This is a genomic window from Chitinimonas lacunae, from assembly GCF_042650885.1.
Taxonomy (GTDB): domain Bacteria; phylum Pseudomonadota; class Gammaproteobacteria; order Burkholderiales; family Chitinimonadaceae; genus Chitinimonas_A; species Chitinimonas_A lacunae.
In genome coordinates this window covers 18,756-33,853 of record NZ_JBHSBU010000004.1, presented here as the reverse complement: position 1 = coordinate 33,853, position 15,098 = coordinate 18,756, and the positions used below count along the sequence as shown (strand labels likewise).

General features: G+C 59.9%; 24 protein-coding genes. 14 read left to right on the top strand and 10 right to left on the bottom strand.

The genetic code is table 11. From position 1 onward, the window contains the following. The first annotated feature begins 30 nt into the window (after nucleotides 1-30). The 10 genes from ACFOW7_RS21825 (at nucleotide 31) to ACFOW7_RS21780 (ending at nucleotide 3,729) form a co-directional block, all read left to right on the top strand. Nucleotides 31-1,011 (top strand): ribosome modulation factor, encoded by a 981-nt coding sequence (locus ACFOW7_RS21825; RefSeq protein ID WP_378168703.1) that lies wholly within the window; start codon nucleotides 31-33, stop codon nucleotides 1,009-1,011. A gap of 71 nt (nucleotides 1,012-1,082) precedes the next feature. After that, entirely contained in the window at nucleotides 1,083-1,550 is a 468-nt protein-coding gene (locus tag ACFOW7_RS21820; protein ID WP_378168701.1) for a hypothetical protein, read from the top strand. Next, complete coding sequence (locus ACFOW7_RS21815; RefSeq protein ID WP_378168699.1) at nucleotides 1,547-1,864, top strand: hypothetical protein; 318 nt, start codon at nucleotides 1,547-1,549, stop codon at nucleotides 1,862-1,864. Before ACFOW7_RS21820 ends, ACFOW7_RS21815 begins: the two co-directional genes overlap by 4 nt. Before the next feature lie 47 nt (nucleotides 1,865-1,911). Further along, complete coding sequence (locus ACFOW7_RS21810; RefSeq protein ID WP_378168697.1) at nucleotides 1,912-2,325, top strand: helix-turn-helix domain-containing protein; 414 nt, start codon at nucleotides 1,912-1,914, stop codon at nucleotides 2,323-2,325. Then, nucleotides 2,322-2,630: a hypothetical protein gene (locus ACFOW7_RS21805; protein ID WP_378168695.1), complete on the top strand. Its 309-nt coding sequence runs from the start codon at nucleotides 2,322-2,324 to the stop codon at nucleotides 2,628-2,630. Before ACFOW7_RS21810 ends, ACFOW7_RS21805 begins: the two co-directional genes overlap by 4 nt. Before the next feature lie 50 nt (nucleotides 2,631-2,680). Then, nucleotides 2,681-2,815, top strand: a complete 135-nt coding sequence (locus ACFOW7_RS21800; RefSeq protein ID WP_378168693.1) for a hypothetical protein — start codon at nucleotides 2,681-2,683, stop codon at nucleotides 2,813-2,815. Next, nucleotides 2,812-2,973, top strand: a complete 162-nt coding sequence (locus ACFOW7_RS21795) for a hypothetical protein (protein ID WP_378168691.1) — start codon at nucleotides 2,812-2,814, stop codon at nucleotides 2,971-2,973. The genes ACFOW7_RS21800 and ACFOW7_RS21795 overlap by 4 nt, the downstream gene beginning before the upstream one ends. After that, a complete protein-coding gene (locus tag ACFOW7_RS21790; RefSeq protein WP_378168689.1) occupies nucleotides 2,970-3,224 on the top strand; it encodes a hypothetical protein in 255 nt (84 codons plus the stop codon). Before ACFOW7_RS21795 ends, ACFOW7_RS21790 begins: the two co-directional genes overlap by 4 nt. Beyond that, complete coding sequence (locus ACFOW7_RS21785; RefSeq protein WP_378168687.1) at nucleotides 3,221-3,418, top strand: hypothetical protein; 198 nt, start codon at nucleotides 3,221-3,223, stop codon at nucleotides 3,416-3,418. Before ACFOW7_RS21790 ends, ACFOW7_RS21785 begins: the two co-directional genes overlap by 4 nt. Next, on the top strand, nucleotides 3,409-3,729 hold the full coding sequence (locus tag ACFOW7_RS21780) for a hypothetical protein (RefSeq protein ID WP_378168685.1): 321 nt from the start codon (nucleotides 3,409-3,411) through the stop codon (nucleotides 3,727-3,729). Before ACFOW7_RS21785 ends, ACFOW7_RS21780 begins: the two co-directional genes overlap by 10 nt. A gap of 42 nt (nucleotides 3,730-3,771) precedes the next feature. Here the strand turns inward: ACFOW7_RS21780 and ACFOW7_RS21775 are convergent, their stop codons facing one another. Both ACFOW7_RS21775 and ACFOW7_RS21770 read right to left on the bottom strand, forming a co-directional pair. After that, entirely contained in the window at nucleotides 3,772-4,140 is a 369-nt protein-coding gene (locus tag ACFOW7_RS21775; protein WP_378168683.1) for a sigma factor-like helix-turn-helix DNA-binding protein, read from the bottom strand. A 398-nt stretch (nucleotides 4,141-4,538) separates the two neighbouring features. Further along, on the bottom strand, nucleotides 4,539-4,778 hold the full coding sequence (locus ACFOW7_RS21770; protein ID WP_378168681.1) for a hypothetical protein: 240 nt from the start codon (nucleotides 4,776-4,778) through the stop codon (nucleotides 4,539-4,541). 156 nt (nucleotides 4,779-4,934) lie between these two features. Here ACFOW7_RS21770 and ACFOW7_RS21765 point away from each other — a divergent pair, with 156 nt between their 5' ends. Further along, on the top strand, nucleotides 4,935-5,345 hold the full coding sequence (locus ACFOW7_RS21765) for a hypothetical protein (RefSeq protein ID WP_378168679.1): 411 nt from the start codon (nucleotides 4,935-4,937) through the stop codon (nucleotides 5,343-5,345). A gap of 422 nt (nucleotides 5,346-5,767) precedes the next feature. Here ACFOW7_RS21765 and ACFOW7_RS21760 read toward each other — a convergent pair whose 3' ends face one another. Both ACFOW7_RS21760 and ACFOW7_RS21755 read right to left on the bottom strand, forming a co-directional pair. Next, complete coding sequence (locus ACFOW7_RS21760) at nucleotides 5,768-6,139, bottom strand: hypothetical protein (protein WP_378168677.1); 372 nt, start codon at nucleotides 6,137-6,139, stop codon at nucleotides 5,768-5,770. Next, nucleotides 6,132-6,821, bottom strand: coding sequence for an AAA family ATPase (locus tag ACFOW7_RS21755; protein ID WP_378168675.1), 690 nt, complete (start codon nucleotides 6,819-6,821; stop codon nucleotides 6,132-6,134). Before ACFOW7_RS21755 ends, ACFOW7_RS21760 begins: the two co-directional genes overlap by 8 nt. A gap of 1,180 nt (nucleotides 6,822-8,001) precedes the next feature. Between ACFOW7_RS21755 and ACFOW7_RS21750 the strand changes: the two genes are divergently transcribed. Continuing rightward, the gene (locus tag ACFOW7_RS21750) at nucleotides 8,002-8,463 is read left to right on the top strand and encodes a zinc ribbon domain-containing protein (protein ID WP_378168673.1); all 462 of its coding nucleotides are present in this window, start codon (nucleotides 8,002-8,004) and stop codon (nucleotides 8,461-8,463) included. A 219-nt stretch (nucleotides 8,464-8,682) separates the two neighbouring features. Here ACFOW7_RS21750 and ACFOW7_RS21745 read toward each other — a convergent pair whose 3' ends face one another. From ACFOW7_RS21745 to ACFOW7_RS21730, 4 genes are all read right to left on the bottom strand, one after another. Beyond that, nucleotides 8,683-9,054, bottom strand: coding sequence for a hypothetical protein (locus ACFOW7_RS21745; RefSeq protein ID WP_378168672.1), 372 nt, complete (start codon nucleotides 9,052-9,054; stop codon nucleotides 8,683-8,685). A 168-nt stretch (nucleotides 9,055-9,222) separates the two neighbouring features. Then, nucleotides 9,223-9,945, bottom strand: a complete 723-nt coding sequence (locus ACFOW7_RS21740) for a Mom family adenine methylcarbamoylation protein (protein ID WP_378168670.1) — start codon at nucleotides 9,943-9,945, stop codon at nucleotides 9,223-9,225. A 59-nt stretch (nucleotides 9,946-10,004) separates the two neighbouring features. Continuing rightward, nucleotides 10,005-10,223, bottom strand: a complete 219-nt coding sequence (locus ACFOW7_RS21735) for a hypothetical protein (protein ID WP_378168668.1) — start codon at nucleotides 10,221-10,223, stop codon at nucleotides 10,005-10,007. Beyond that, nucleotides 10,220-10,708, bottom strand: a complete 489-nt coding sequence (locus ACFOW7_RS21730; RefSeq protein WP_378168666.1) for a hypothetical protein — start codon at nucleotides 10,706-10,708, stop codon at nucleotides 10,220-10,222. The genes ACFOW7_RS21735 and ACFOW7_RS21730 overlap by 4 nt, the downstream gene beginning before the upstream one ends. A gap of 247 nt (nucleotides 10,709-10,955) precedes the next feature. On the opposite strand from ACFOW7_RS21730, the gene ACFOW7_RS21725 reads away from it, so the two are divergent. Together ACFOW7_RS21725 and ACFOW7_RS21720 are read left to right on the top strand one after the other, a co-directional pair. Further along, nucleotides 10,956-11,516, top strand: coding sequence for a recombinase family protein (locus ACFOW7_RS21725; RefSeq protein WP_378163324.1), 561 nt, complete (start codon nucleotides 10,956-10,958; stop codon nucleotides 11,514-11,516). 2 nt (nucleotides 11,517-11,518) lie between these two features. Beyond that, nucleotides 11,519-14,488 (top strand): Tn3 family transposase, encoded by a 2,970-nt coding sequence (locus ACFOW7_RS21720; RefSeq protein WP_378163322.1) that lies wholly within the window; start codon nucleotides 11,519-11,521, stop codon nucleotides 14,486-14,488. On the opposite strand, the gene ACFOW7_RS21715 is transcribed toward ACFOW7_RS21720, so the two are convergent. Together ACFOW7_RS21715 and ACFOW7_RS21710 are read right to left on the bottom strand one after the other, a co-directional pair. Further along, nucleotides 14,485-14,832 carry a hypothetical protein gene (locus ACFOW7_RS21715; protein WP_378168664.1) on the bottom strand — a complete coding sequence of 116 codons (348 nt, stop codon included), beginning with the start codon at nucleotides 14,830-14,832 and terminating at the stop codon, nucleotides 14,485-14,487. The genes ACFOW7_RS21720 and ACFOW7_RS21715 overlap by 4 nt on opposite strands. Further along, nucleotides 14,825-15,037 carry a hypothetical protein gene (locus ACFOW7_RS21710; RefSeq protein WP_378168662.1) on the bottom strand — a complete coding sequence of 71 codons (213 nt, stop codon included), beginning with the start codon at nucleotides 15,035-15,037 and terminating at the stop codon, nucleotides 14,825-14,827. The genes ACFOW7_RS21715 and ACFOW7_RS21710 overlap by 8 nt, the downstream gene beginning before the upstream one ends. Nucleotides 15,038-15,098 lie beyond the last annotated feature (61 nt).

Here is a 15,098-nt window from a genome sequence, read left to right as displayed (position 1 = left end):
CGGCCCGAATCACACCGAGGACAGAAACGCATGAATGCACCCCGTGATTTCCGCGCCATGACCGCCAGTACGATCGGCGCCGATCTACTCGGCGCGCTACTTCAAGAGCTCAAGCTGTTGCCGAAACCCTGGGACCAATTGTCGGCGGCCAAGCAAGACGACGTGATCGAGCGCCTACGCAATCGTGTCGATAGCAATATCAAGATGGCCGTCCACCTGATCGCCAGCGAAGGCCGCACGGTGGTGACGGGCGACCTGGACAAGATCACGATCAAAGACGGCGCCCAGGCCGTCATCAAAGTCGGGCGCGGCGCCCCTTCGCTGCATGAGCTGTACGAAGCGCAGGGTAAGGCGGTGCTGATCGTCGTTGCTGATGCCGCCGCACATACCGGCGGAATGGATGAGATTCAGGGAGAAGCCGACCAGCGCGGTCTGGATCTGGGCCACGAATACCGTGACGACGACGGTGGCGGCATGGAAGAAGCCAAAGAGGAGGCCGGCATCACCATCATTTCTGAATCGATGTTGACCTACCGCCCGAGCGAGCGAGATCTGCAGGAGGCATACGGCGACGGCTGGTGCGCGGCTGAAGCTGGCCATGGCCAGGATGCTTGCCCCAATGAGCACGGCGACCTTTGCATTGCCTGGATCAAAGGCTGGAAGGCCAACCAGGGATACGACGATAACGTGGTCGACGCCGAGTTCGTCGATCCATTCGAGGGTGACCAGGGTGACACCGAGCCCATCGAGTTGATCGACGATGCTCCGGCTGATGCCGAGGCGCCGGACGGACTCGGCCAGACGGAAAACCACGGCACGCTCGAAAACCCTATTACTCAGACAGAGCTGGAGGCTGCCTACGACGCTGGCTACGACGCGGCAGCCGCTGGCCAATCAGACAGCGAGTGCCCCCACCAGTGGGGTCTGTTACGTGGCCGCTGGATGGATGGTCATAACGAATGGCGCAACCAGCAACAGGACACCGGCAAGAAGCCGCACAAGAAGAAGTAGCCCGCCTCATCCCCGATACCCACCCCGGCCGTGAGCCGGGGTTTTTGTTGCCCGAACCCGGAGGAACACCGATGGAAAACCATTTCTCCCGCCGCTACGCGTTAGTGTTGAGCGGTTCCGAAATCAAAGCATTCGGCAATCTCGTCCAGCTCGCCCGCGCACAGCTCGCCGCCAATCCACCCCAGGCTTTGCGCGGCTGCCCATTCGTCCGTCAGGCTGGCCTGATTGGCCCACAGCTCTACGACGTTGAGCGGCTGATCTGCCAAGTTGTCGAGGATCTGGGCCTGCCCGATCTGCCGCCGACGATCACGCCCGCAAAGCTGTTGCTTGAAACGTTGATGGCCGAAGCCGTGCCGGGCGAATCGTTGCCGACCCATCCGCCACTGTCTGCCGGGGAGCCGGGCCAGAACCCGCCGTCGGTCGACCTGAACTCCGAGCTGCACAAGGCCATCATGTTGGTGTTGACGTCGGTGCCTGGCTGGCTATCGCCCGAAGCTCACGAGGCGATCCGGGCAGCGTTGCGGGAGGTGAAATCGTGAGTGGCGACCAACTACCCGATGGTCCGCCTCCTGAAGTGCTTGCGAAGCTGGATCCCAGAAGCCGTGCCGTCATTCAGACGCTCGATTTTTTCATGCGTGCCCTGGCACCGGCCAATCGGCGTGAAATGGCTATGGGCGTACACCAACTAATCCAGACCCTGGTCCGGAATCTTGAAGTCAACTGTGGCGCCGACTTCGCCCTGCGTGTTCTCGATGACGTTGGAAGGAAGATGCTTACTCAGCCGATTGAGGAGTTCGCGCCAGACAAAATCGTCGAGCTTTCGACCAAGCCAGACGCCAGCGCCATCCACTAACCAACCAGCCCCGTGCCCGGGGCTTTTTCGATCACCTGGATCACCACATGACCGAAACCACCAAACCCGCTCGCGCATCTCAGTTGACCCCCTTTGGCAAGGTGCTGCGCAAGTTGCGCATCGATCACAACGAGCGCCTTGCCGACATGGCTAAGCGCCTTGGCATTTCGGGCGCTTACCTGAGTTTTATCGAAACGGGCAATAAGCCCGTGCCGGAGAGCTGGCCCGCCCTGATCGCTGAGCACTACGAGCTGTCCAGCTCGGCGCTCGAAGAATTGCACCGCGCCGTCGCCCGGTCGGAGTACACGATCAAGCTGACCCCCGAGGCTACCCCGCTTCAGCGCGCCGCCGCCGAGGTGCTGGTGCGGCGCTGGAACATGATTGACGATAACGGCGCGGGTTCGCTGCTGGAGCTGCTCGACGACATCGCGCCCGACACGCCCGAGGGCGAACCGGCATGACCGACCTGGACCGCCTGCTGTCTTTGTTTAGCGGCCGCGACCCGCTCACTGCCGGCCATATCGCTCAGCAGATGGGTATTGCGCTCGACGCCGCTCAGCAGTTGCTGAATGCCGCTCGAAAGGCCGGCCGGCTACGGCTGGCGTCAGGCGTCGTGCCCAGGGCATATCGCCTGCCCGACGAGAACCCGGACAGCGTGCCGGCCCCGACAATTCCTGGCGCCCGGGTGATTGCCGCCCGGCACCCGCAGACTATCGACCGACCGATGGTCTACCGCCAATCTCCGACGGAGTACCTTTACATATGAAATCCAACCAGAAACGCAAGCAACAGGCGCAGCCGGCACGGAAATCCCTGATGGCCAGACCCTTGACCGAAGCCGAGTCGGACGCAGTCGACGCTTTGGTCGGCGGCTCCGGCATCCTTGATGACATCGAGGCCGATCGGTTGCTGTCGCTGGTCCACGACTTCGGCGTGGAGACGAGTCTGTGAGTTCTTACACGACCTGCGCCGACTACGGCGAACACCACGAGATCCGGCTACGTTCCGTCCCACTCCCCGATCCGCACATCACGCCGGCCGAGCTGCGCCAGGATCTAGTCGACCTGCGCGATTGGCTGAAAGAACCTCTCCAGGGAGCCGATCAATGACTCAGGGCCGTGAAGTGACCGAAGCCGATTTCAGGCTGCCGGAATACCGACATGCTCGACCCGAGGATTACGAGTTTCGCAGGGACGGCAAGTTGGTCCGAAAAGATCGATGGGAAACCGGGCTGCGCAACATCGTTAATGCCTTGGGCTGGTGCCGTGACACCTTTGAAATCGAAGACGTTGTGGATGCGGTGCAAGAGCTGGTGCTTCGCGCCGGGCCGGTAAATCCGCCCGACAGTGATGCGCCATGACCCGGCCCTCTCTCAAAGAAGGCATCCCAGTCAGTAGCTACCGCTCCGCTGAGCGCTGGATCGAGCTGCCAGGCGCTGGGGTGGTGCGCATCACCACTTGCCCTTACGACTACTGGCCGAACGTCAGTCAGGTCGAGCCACCCGCGCCCGGTCCTGAACCAGGCGCTTCGTTTCTGGAGGATCTATGCCCGTAGCCAATGCAATGCCGCAGCCAACCGCCTGGGCCATCGTTGAGCCAGGCGCAGTTCGATACTTGCGCGTAACGCAAGATTTGGTCGAGGCGAAAACCATCGCCAGTCGTCTGCCCGGTCATCTGGAGCTGCCGATCCGGCCGCTCTACGAGACACCGCCCACACTGGCGGCTATGGCCACCAGGATTGCCGAGCTGGAGCAGATGCTGGCGGCGTGCAATCCCTGGAACTCTGAAGAATTGGTGGCGCTTGATAGTGCCCTGGTGCAGCTTGAAGCAGACCCCAAACCGAAAGCACAGAAAGTCTTAACGTGATACCTAAGAAAAAGCCCCCGAGCCAAACGGCAGGGGGCTTTTTTATTGGGCGCCAGCACGCCCTTGAAATGCCATCTGTGATGCACCACGCAGCCGCTCAAGTGCCCGCTCAAGCACCTTCCGCAATGTCGTTGCCGAGAGGCCCATCTCTCTACCGATGGCCGTCAATCCTTGAGGTGGCATCCCATTCAACCCGTAGTGCATCCTGATTACCTGGAGTTGGCGCGGGCCGTCCCAGACGACTCGGTCGTCGTAGTCGTAATCAGGATGAACCAGCATCCGGGTGAGCACTTTCTTGTCGAGCGCAAGAAATTCCTGCTCAGAGATCGATGTCCAGGGCGTGCGCCCGATGTCTCGCAATAGGTCGTGGTATGCCACTGGATGGCCCCTGGAGGTTTTGAAGCCCGGCATCCTACCTGTCCGTCCAACCAAAAACTACCTGTCAGAAAAGCTCATATTTTTGAATAGAAAAACCCCCGGCCATAACGACTCGGGGGCTTTTGCTTTCCCGCTTCGACCCGGTCCGCGCAGGGCGGCTTCGTGATCGGGCGGGTAGTACCAGGATTCACATACCGATGATGGGGCCGGACATGGCTCAGACTCCGATGATCGGCATTCCGGTGATGATGGGCATACGCATAGTTGTTCTCCAGGTTCAGGGTACTTTAACGATGGGGCCGAGCATGTTACGGGCCTTTCACAATAGGGCCGCGCATGGCTCAGATTCCCATTACGGGACCGGCAGGCACTGGCATGCCGACAACAAGACCGCAAGCGGGCGCGCCGCCGATGATAGGCCCACGCATAGGTCAGCCTCCAATCACGGGGCCGCGCGCCGGGGCGCCGCCGATGACGGGACTGCGCGCACCAATGATCGGCCCGGCCATTGAGGGACGAACCGGGCCGCGCGAACCGGCGCCGCCAACGAAGTGGCGGTCGATGCCACCAAGAATCGGACCGTCGTCACTCATGGTGCGCAGGACGAGGCCATCGGTGATGGTGCCCAGGATTGGACTTTCGGCAGTCCAGGGAACGGTAGGAATCGACATAAAGGAAACCCCTCGCGGTGTTCTTATATATAGAGCGGCAGATGGTGCCGGAATTGGTACGGCGCGCCAAGCTGGCAGTTCAGACAGGAAGGCGACCGAAGCGCCAAAGTCTATGATTTTTGACGCCGACTTGGCATATCCAGAGGAGATTTTTTTATGAACGAATCAGACAAAAACAGCGGCGCCTTTGGCATGGTGCTACTTGCCGGGCTGGCGTTGGCCGGGGTGATTTCGTTGGCCGCAAGTGCGGTTGGTCTCGATGTCGGGCTGTTTGTGAAATTGGGCCTCAGCGTTCTGGCATCAGGGACTGTGTGCGGCATCCTTTGGATTCTCTGCCACGTCCGATTGCTACCAGTGGTGATCCTGTTTTCCCTCATCAACTGGTGCGCGGGCTGGTCTGTCTATCGCGAGCAGGCGTTCCGGGCCTTTCACTTGGGCGGGGAGGAATGGGCGGCACGGTTTGCGCCTTGGTGGACCAGCTACTACGTCCTGGCTGCTGGCATAGCAGTGTTGGTCGCCATAGCGGCCTGGGACTTGCGCCGAAACGGCGTGCTGCGCTTGTACTGAGCGCGAAAAGAAAAAGCCCCGGCACGCTTCACTCGTAGGCCTGGCCGGGGCTGAGTCTGGCCTGGAAAGGTAGGCCGGAGTGGTGCCAAACCGGCCCTGCGAACAGGGATACTTCCCGGCTGAGATGGCACCGGGCGGCACTCTGGCTGGACGATCGTGCGGCGTCAACGTGGCGCGTAGCTATGATAGCTAGCACAGCTATCTAGCCTCCAACAGGCCAATGACAATTGGCGAGAAACGCAACCAGAAGAGAAAAATTTTTTACACAAAAAAATCCCTGAAACCGACTCCCAGCCTAGGTTTCAGGGATTTTTTATTGGTAATTTACAAAGTAAATCCACGGTTTACCATGGTAAACCGGCAGGCTTGATATCACATAAATGATATACATCATATACATGATGTATATCATATCATTGATATCACTTTTCCCCTTCTTGCTCGGCCTCTTTGAGGCGCGCCAACTCCCGAGATGTTGGGGTGCCAATCTCGGCAATTCTGGTATCGAGCCAAGCTTCCAGCGCCGCAAGGATAATGGCGTTCTTTGATGGACGCTTAGGCAGATTAAGATAGACGTATTCCAACTTGCTCGCGAGCGGCCCGGGAATGCGAAGCGGAAAAGCAATACGAGCTTTGGGGTCGGCTAGCGCCCAGGGGGTTGCATGCTCGCCCGCCCTTTCCAGGGCGGCCTCAACGAACTCGGCCCCCTTCGCTAGCGCTGCGAGCTTTTCTTCCTTTGTGCGATTTCCCAGCGGAAGCGGAGGACGAGCCGCCTTTTTTGTTTCCTCAGCCATTGGATGCAACCTCGGCCATCGCAAATTTCTTTCCAAAAATCTCTTCGTAGAGAGCGCAAATTTCCGCAGCCGCTTTACCATCAGGCGCGTATTCGATGACCGAAAGTCCAGTTCGCGGCGAACGCTCGTAGTCCAAGCGTCGATGCATTCGGCTTCTCATGAGGGGGAGGTACTTTGCGTAATCCTCGTCTGCCGCCAGCATAGCCGCCAGCTCCTCGGAGTCTTTGACGGTGGGCAGGGTTTCAATTCGGTTGATCAAGGTGCGGGCATTGGGTTTGGTGCCAGTTTCTCGCTCTGACTGGATGCAGATATTCAGCATCGTGTCCATGGCCATGGCGTCATATGCTGATGCCACTGCCGGCACGATCCACAGGTCAGCAACGAGAGCCGCGTCACGAATTTCAATGCTGTCTCGCCCGCCCGCATCAACAAAGACGTGCTCGTATGTTTCGCTGAAAGAGATCAGATCTCGCCCGATTCGCCCCGTCACATTAACTACAGGCAAGGCCGGGCTTACATTGTTTTCGTTTCTCAGGCGCCGAAAGCCAAGCGAGCTTCCCTGTGGGTCGATATCGACAAGAATTACGGATGCCCCCGACAAGCGGCTGGCGACCGCGATATTCGTGGCGATCGTGGTTTTTCCAATCCCGCCCTTTTCTGATCCAACCATGATGATTGCCATGCTTTTCCTCTCCTGTGGCGATGGCCGGAACGATATCACATTGCACCAATAGATTGATATCATTTTCTATTTTTTAATGATATCAGTGATATGATATACATCATATACATGATATATATCACATACATCATATATATGATTTATCTGATATATATGATAGCTATCATATCACTGATTTTATTAGGAAAATTTGCGATATCGGAAAGTATCTACGATAATCCGAGCAGATTTTTTGTGGCCAGGACGGCCAGAAAGGCGGTGGATGCGTTAGCACCTACAGGAACATCTGATATCAAAAAGACAAAACCCCGCGACGGCAATCACGGGGTTCTGCTTGGTTTGACCTGAGCGGCGGAAGGAAAGAGGCCAGCTACAAGATCGCACTTAGCTAATGCGTACTGTAGTCCTCATCTTCGTCGCGGGTCAAGCCCGGGCGCGCTCGCGCCCGAACTTCCCGCGCGATACGGCGGGCTGCTTTGTCGCGGCCATGCCGGGGGCAACTGTGCGTGCTAACTCGCACATGTCGCGCGGCTCGCGTCATGCGTCCCGCGAACGGGGTGGAGTAGCTTCTAGGACTTGTCACCACCACCGATACCGGCCCGATCCGTGCGAGGCAGCAAACTGGGTAGGATGGGAATCGTGCAAACCCAGAGGGAAAGCGAAAGGGCGACCCTGCACGAGCGCACAGCGGTGCGTGAACGCCTGAACGGGGGAAACCGCGTCTGACCCCGTGCCTAGAGGCCACCCGAAGGTGCCCTGGCTGAGCGGCTGCAGCAACCGAATAGGTTCTGTGGGTAGGGAAAGCTCTGCCCTCCGCTTGCCTTCCCTCTAACGACAAGTCCCTTTTTGCGCCCGCTGGGCGCGGTCTTTGGTCCTGGCTTCATAGGCTCAGGCTATCCTGGTCTCGAAGTGGTCTTGCCGTCTCGGCACGCGATCAGCGTCGATAGCGACTTTGCGGCTGTGGCGAACCGCTGGCGTCGGGTCGGCCATGACGCAGCGGAATTCAATTCTGCTTCCACTTGGGAGAGTCAGCCTCGGCCGGCGCCTCCAATTGAACTGACGACCAGGGCCTCGCTTCTTTATGCTCGTGTAGCGGCCATGGCGCCGTCGATGATCGGTGCTCAACGCGCTGTTTTCTTAGTACTGACATTTGGCTACGAATATTTATAGGAGAGAGGAAATGGCACTAATCAAGTGCAAGGAATGCAACAACGAGGTAAGCAGCAAAGCGAAAATCTGCCCAAAATGCGGAGCCAAGGTTGTGAAGTATGTTCATCCTGTTGCGACGATCCTAGTTATTGGAGCGGCAATTTGGGGTGTTTTGATTATGGCTGGCGGCGGTGGTGGCGGTAGCGTCTCGAGTCGGACAGGCCGAGTCAGTTATCAGGTTGAAGGTACTGCACCAAGTGCCGCGCTTACCTTTAGTAACGCTCAAGGTGGCACGGAGCAGAAGGTGGTGCTATTGCCCTGGAATGTAGATTACCCGCAGGTGAGGCCAGGGACGCACCTTTATCTTTCCGCGCAGAATCAGGGCGATTCTGGAGTCGTGCGGGTGCGCATCATGGTGGATTCGAAAGAGATGAAGACTTCCGAATCAAGTGGCGGCTATACCATTGCGACGGCAAGCATGCCTTGCTGTTGAGTGCGAGGCATCCAAATAGGGTCAGCTCACGAAACGGAAAAAATCGTACGTTAAGCCTCGCTAGGCACTCATAGCGACTCCATCGTCATGAATTTGCCTGATTGGCTGGATGTGCGTACAGTAGCGGCCGCCATTGACTCGGCCTCCGGAGAGACCGGGCCAATGGTAAAAGCCCCACATCAGTCCTGGGGCTTTTGTAGTTTGCTGTTACTCAATCCCTTATTCGCCCCCAGCCAGCGCGCGCTGGGGGTCTATTTTTGCGCTCAGCGGCGTCCTGTTCGGCGCGAAATTTCCTTCCTCAATCCTTGCCCTGACCAGGTCATCGTCGAATTTCTCTTTCTTGGCAAGAAAGCTCTTCTCTACCACCAGCTCCACCTGGCCACCGTGCCGCTTCAGCATGGTTTTCGTGACTGCTTTGCAGAACTCGATCGCCAACGCTTCCGTGGAAAGCTTCGCGGCTCGATGAAGTGCCCCGAGCTTGGTGTGCGCCGTCAGAAAGCACTCGTCATGCTGTTGAAGATAGGCTAGCTGCCATTTGATTCGCGTTCCGCGTACTTGGATGATCCAGCAATCGATGCGTTCGGGCGCCATGTTGGTGTGCTCGGGGAAATTCCTATGGGAATAGTGTATCTGCATTGACGCTGCCTAATAACCGTTATTGGTTATGGCTATTTGACGTAATGCTGTGGGGGAGATGGCTTCACGAAGGCAAAATAAAACCCGGCGTTGGCCGGGTGTTGTGATGCTGGCGATCTGGATCTAACTATTCAACTGCTTTTCCCACCGCACCTTGGCAGACTTGCTTTGTGATGGGGCGCGGTCAGTGCGTGTACGTGCCCAAGACACATAACGCACGTCAGCGGCATTGTGCCAGTTGCCGGCCTTGTAGATGGTGCCCGTGTGTTTGGTCGTGTCCTGATAACTCACAAGCCGCTTAATTTCGGGCATTTTTGATTGAAGCTGCTTCTCGCAGCGAGCCATAAACCAAGTTGCTGTGTTCCGGGGACACTTGTCTGATATGGCCAATCGGCGAAGCTCCACCGTCGCACCATCATCAAGGTGGCGATTCACCGGGGAGGAGTAGACCGCAATCGCATACGCATATCCGTTGCAAACCAGAGCGAAGCAGGCGTAACGCCGGTTGCGCTGGATGTTGGTCGCAGGGATGTTGGGAAGTGCCGAATGCCAGAGGCGAACCATCTTGCTGGCCATGGTCGGGGACACTTCCTGAATGGTGAAGTCCCTGAGGCTGGTCGGTATCTGGTGCGCGGCCTGGGGGTCAATCTTTACCCCGAACTCGCTTTCAAGTTGGAGTTCTGTCTGCCGCTGCTCTAGCAGTCGGCGGACCAGTCTCTCTTCGTCAGAGGTGAGCCATAGAGCGATTCGCTTGCGCCCTGCGGCCCTCATCTTCTCAGCAAAGACAGCTTGCCGGCGGGCGTTAGCACTAACGCTTTCTCGGTTGGCAGTTTGTGTTTGAGCCATGTTACCCCCTGTTGGATTGGACTGGTTGATCGGCGTCGACGTCAGTGTCGGAAGACCGATCAGCGTGCCTTGTTCCCTTTCTTCACGGCGATGCCAGTGCCGGCAGTCGTGGACAGGCCCGCGATCGACGCGGCAACCCGGTCGTCCAGGTCGAAATAGGCGCGAACATCGTTGCTGCCGCGATTTGGGTATTCGGCGCCGACGATGCCATATTCCTGCTCAAGCATAGCGCGCCAAGCGCGGACGATGTCGGGCGGTCCCATCAGACGGATTTTCATGTCGGTTTGCCTGCGCGTGGTTTCTTGGCGGCGGGCGCGGCGGTCGGCGTAGCAAATCCACCCGCCTCGAACTCGCCCTGGCCGCCGGCGGCCAGGGCCGTCCTGGCCTTCGCCGTCTTTCCTTTGCGGGCTCCCTCTGCGGCGGGCAGAGGCTCGGCTTCCGACGTTGACGTCGGCGCCGCCGTTGCGGCGTGCGCTTTGGCCCATTTGTCCCACTCACCGGCCCGGGCCTCGGCACGCTCGCGGGCCTGCCGTTCTTCTGCCAGCTCGGCCTTGAGCACCTGGGCGGTGGCGATAAGCTCTGCCGCACGTGCCTGGGCGGCGTGCTCCGCGGCGCGAGCGTCGATCTTGTCCTTCTCGGCCGAGGCGGCCAGCGCCTTGGCGGCCGCGCCCTCCTTCTCCAGCTCCCCGACCCGCTCCCGTAGACGCTCGATCTCGTCGAGCTGGCGCCGGATCTCCCCGTCGGCCCTGGCAAGTTCGATCAAGAGGTGGTCGTGCCGCTTTTCCTGTTCGACAGCCGCCTGCCGCTGGGCTTCCAGCTCGGCGTTAAGGGGGTCAGCTCACGAAACGGAAAAAATCGTACGCTAAGCCATGTCCGGCTGAGGTACACCCTAACTTGATGTCAGGCCGACCCAGTCGAAAACGTCAGGATAGAGCCGATTTTTCAATTTCTTGACGCATGCCGCGCAAGGCCATAGATTTCTGCCTGACACTTTCAGCTCGGGAGGCATCTTGCAGGGGCATCGCATCGGCTACGTTCGCGTCAGCAGTTTCGACCAGAACCCGGAACGGCAGCTCGAACACGTCCAGGTAGACAAGGTGTTCACCGATAAGGCATCGGGCAAGGACACGCAGCGTACACAGCTCGATGCGCTGCTCGGGTTCGTGCGCGAAGGCGACACGGTGGTGGTGCACAGCATGGATCGTCTCGCGCGCAACCTCGATGACCTGCGCTGCCTGGTGCAGGGTCTCACTCAGCGCGGCGTGCGCATCGAATTCGTCAAGGAGCACCTGACCTTCACCGGGGAGGACTCGCCGATAGCGAATCTGATGCTGTCGGTGATGGGCGCGTTCGCCGAGTTCGAGCGCGCCCTGATCCGCGAACGGCAGCGCGAGGGCATCGCGCTCGCTAGGCAGCGCGGAGCCTACCGGGGTCGCAAGAAGGCGCTCGCGCCGGAGCGGGTGGCCGAACTGCGCCGTCGCACCGCTGCCGGCGAGAAGAAGGCGCAGCTCGCCCGCGAGTTCGGCATCAGCCGCGAAACCCTCTACCAGTACCTGAAAACGGACGACTGACCATGCCGCGCCGCAATCTGCTGACGCCCGCCGAGCGTATTGGCCTGCTCGCTTTCCCGGCCACCGACGACGAACTCATCCAGCATTACACCTTTGCCGAACCCGACCTGTCTGTGATTCACCAGCGGCGCGGCAGTCACAACCGCCTCGGCTTCGCGGTGCAGTTGTGCTACCTACGCTATCCAGGCTTTGCCCTGCCGACTGACGCAGATCCCCCCGCCTCCCTGCTGAACATCGTCAGTCGCCAATTGCGCATCGAGCCGGACATCTGGCCGCAATACGCGCAGCGGCCGGAAACGAGGCGCGAGCATCTGTTGGAATTGCAGGCGTGGCTAAAGCTGAAGCCGTTCGCTGTCGCGGACTATCGGCACTTCGTCCACCAGCTCGCTGATCTGGCCCAGCAGACCGACCGGGGTATCGTGCTGGCCGAAGCGCTGGTCGAGCTGCTGCGGCAGGCACGCATCATCCTTCCGACCGTCGATGTCATCGAGCGCGTGTGCAGCGAGGCGCTGACACGCGGCACGCGCCGGGTCTATGAGGCGCTCACCGCGCCGCTCGCTGATTTCCACCGCGGTGCGCTTGACGGGCTGCTGTCGATCCGCGAGGGCACCAAGGGCAGCGGGCTAATCTGGCTATGCCAGCCGCCCGGCCCGCCGAAGCCCAAGCATGTATTGGCCCACCTGGAACGGCTGAAGACCATCCGCGACCTGGCGCTGCCAGGCGGCCTAGAACACGTCATTCACCAAAACCGCCTGCTGAAGCTCGCCCGCGAAGGCGGACAGATGACAGCCCAGCACCTGCGCGACCTAGAGCCGAGCCGTCGCTTTGCGACCCTGGTCGCGGTGATCCTCGATACCCGTGCCACGCTGATCGATGAGATCATCGACTTGCACGACCGTTTCATGGGTACGCTGTTCAGCAAGGCCAAACGCAACCATGCCGACCGTTTCCAGCAGTCCGGCAAGGCGATCAACGACAAGGTGCGGCTGTACTCGCGCATCGGTCGCGCCCTGCTAGAAGCGAAGCAGTCGGGCGACGATCCGTTCGCCGCCATCGAGGCGATCATCCCCTGGGATGCGTTCAGCGAAAGTATTTCTGAAGCGGAAACGCTGGCCCGGCCGGAAGACTTCGATTTTCTGTCCCTGGTCGGCGACGGCTTCACCCAGCTCCGGCGCTACACGCCGACCCTGCTGGAAGCGCTAACCATGAAGGCCGCGCCGGCAGCGCGCGAACTGCTGGCCGGCGTCGAAGTGCTCAAAGGAATGAACGACCGTCAGGCGCGCAAAGTGCCTGACGACGCGCCCACGTCGTTCGTTCGCAAGCGCTGGGAAAGCCTGGTGCGCACGGAAGATGGATTTGACCGGCGTTTCTATGAGCTGTGCGTGCTGTCCGAGTTGAAGAACTCACTGCGCTCCGGCGACATCTGGGTGCAGGGATCGCGCCAGTTCAAGGATTTCGAGGACTACCTGTTGCCGCCGCCGCGTTTCGCGGTGCAGCGCGACCAACGTGAATTGGGCTTGGCCGTCGATACCGACTGCGAACGCTTTCTGGAAGCCCGGCTTGCGGTGCTACAAGAGCAACTGGCGACAGTCGAGCGGCTGGCCGCCGCTAACGAATTACCCAGTGCGGCCATCACCAGCACCGGGCGAATCAAGATTTCTCCGCTGGACAACGCCGTGCCCGACGAGGCCGAGGCGCTGATGCAGCAGGCGTACAACCTGCTGCCGCATCTGAAGATCACCGACCTGCTTTTGGAAGTCGATGGCTGGACCGGCTTCAGCCGCCATTTCAAGCACCTCAAGAGTGACGCACCAACCGAAGACCAGCATCTGCTGCTGACGACCATCCTGGCCGATGCCATCAATCTGGGCCTCTCCAAGATGGCCGAGTCCTGCCCCGGTGTGACCTACGCCAAACTGACGTGGTTGCAAGCGTGGCACATCCGCGACGACACCTATTCGGCGGGTCTGGCCGAGCTGGTCAATGCCCAGTTCCGCCAACCCTTCGCCGCCTACTGGGGAGACGGTACCACGTCGTCATCGGACGGCCAGAACTTCAAGGCCGGCGGCCGTGGCCAAGCTGCCGGCCAGGTGAACCTGAAGTACGGTCAGGAACCGGGCGTGCAGTTCTATACCCACATCTCCGACCAGTACGCGCCGTTTCACACCAAGGTCATCAATGCCACGGTGCGCGATGCCACCCACGTCCTGGACGGGCTGCTGTATCACGAATCCGACCTGCGCATCGAGGAGCACTACACCGACACGGCCGGTTTCACCGATCACCTGTTTGCGCTGATGTACCTGCTGGGCTTTCGCTTCGCTCCGCGCATCCGCGACTTGGCCGACAAGCGCCTGTATATCCACGGCGACGCCAAACAGTACCCGACGCTCGCCGGCCTGATCGGCGGCAACGTCAACGTGAAGCACATCCGCGCCCATTGGGACGAAATCCTGCGGCTAGCCGCCTCAATCAAGCAGGGCACGGTCACGGCCTCGCTGATGCTCAGGAAACTCGGCAGCTACCCGCGCCAGAATGGCCTGGCGGTAGCCTTGCGCGAGTTGGGACGCATCGAGCGCACGCTGTTTGCGCTCGACTGGATGCAGAATGTCGAATTGCGCCGTCGCGTGCAGATTGGCTTGAACAAGGGTGAAGCCAAGAATGCGCTGGCTCGCGCTGTGTTCCTGAACCGGCTCGGCGAAATCCGTGACCGCAGTTTCGAGAACCAACGCTACCGCGCGAGCGGCCTCAACCTGGTGGTGGCGGCAATCATCCTTTGGAACACGGTCTACCTGGAACGGGCAGTCCAGGCGCTGCGCGACACGGGAAAGAACATCGACGAGCGCCTGCTACCGCATCTTTCGCCGCTGGGCTGGGAGCACATCAACCTGACCGGCGACTACATCTGGCGGCAGAACAAGCAGGTTGAGCAAGGCAAATTCCGGCCGCTACGAATACCAGGCGAGGCTTAGCGTACGATTTTTTCCGTTTCGTGAGCTGACCCCTTAAGGCGCTCGATCTCGACCAGGTTGGCCGCCTCGTTCTCTTCTGCCTCCTCGACTGCACGGTAGGCGGCCTGGACTTCGGCGGCAGCTTGTTCTGCGCGCTCGGCAGCGTCCTTTTCGGCCTTGTCGATGCGGCGGGTTGCGGTCCGCACGGCCTGTTGATTCAGCTCCGCAACCATCCTTTTCATGTTGCCGATCAGCTCGTCGCCCAAGGTCTGTAGCTGCTCGGCGACCTCAAACGGCAGGATCAGCGCGCCAGCCAGGGCCAACACACCGGTGCCGGTCGCGGCGACAAGGCGGCGCTTATTCATCACTGGCACCCCCTTGGAACGGCGCAGCATTCTGTCGGCGGTGGGTGTGCCATTTCTGGGCAACGAAGCCGATCTGCACGACCGTGTAAATCAGCGTGGCGATCAACACCCAGTCGGCCAATGCAACCCCGGCCAGACTGATACCGGCCACACCAACGGGTGGTGCAGCCCGAACGGCTTCGGCCGCCATTTCTTGCTTGTCCATGTCTTCCTGCTCCTTTCAAAAACAAAGCCCGGCACAGTGGCCGGGCTGGTGGTGGTGAGTC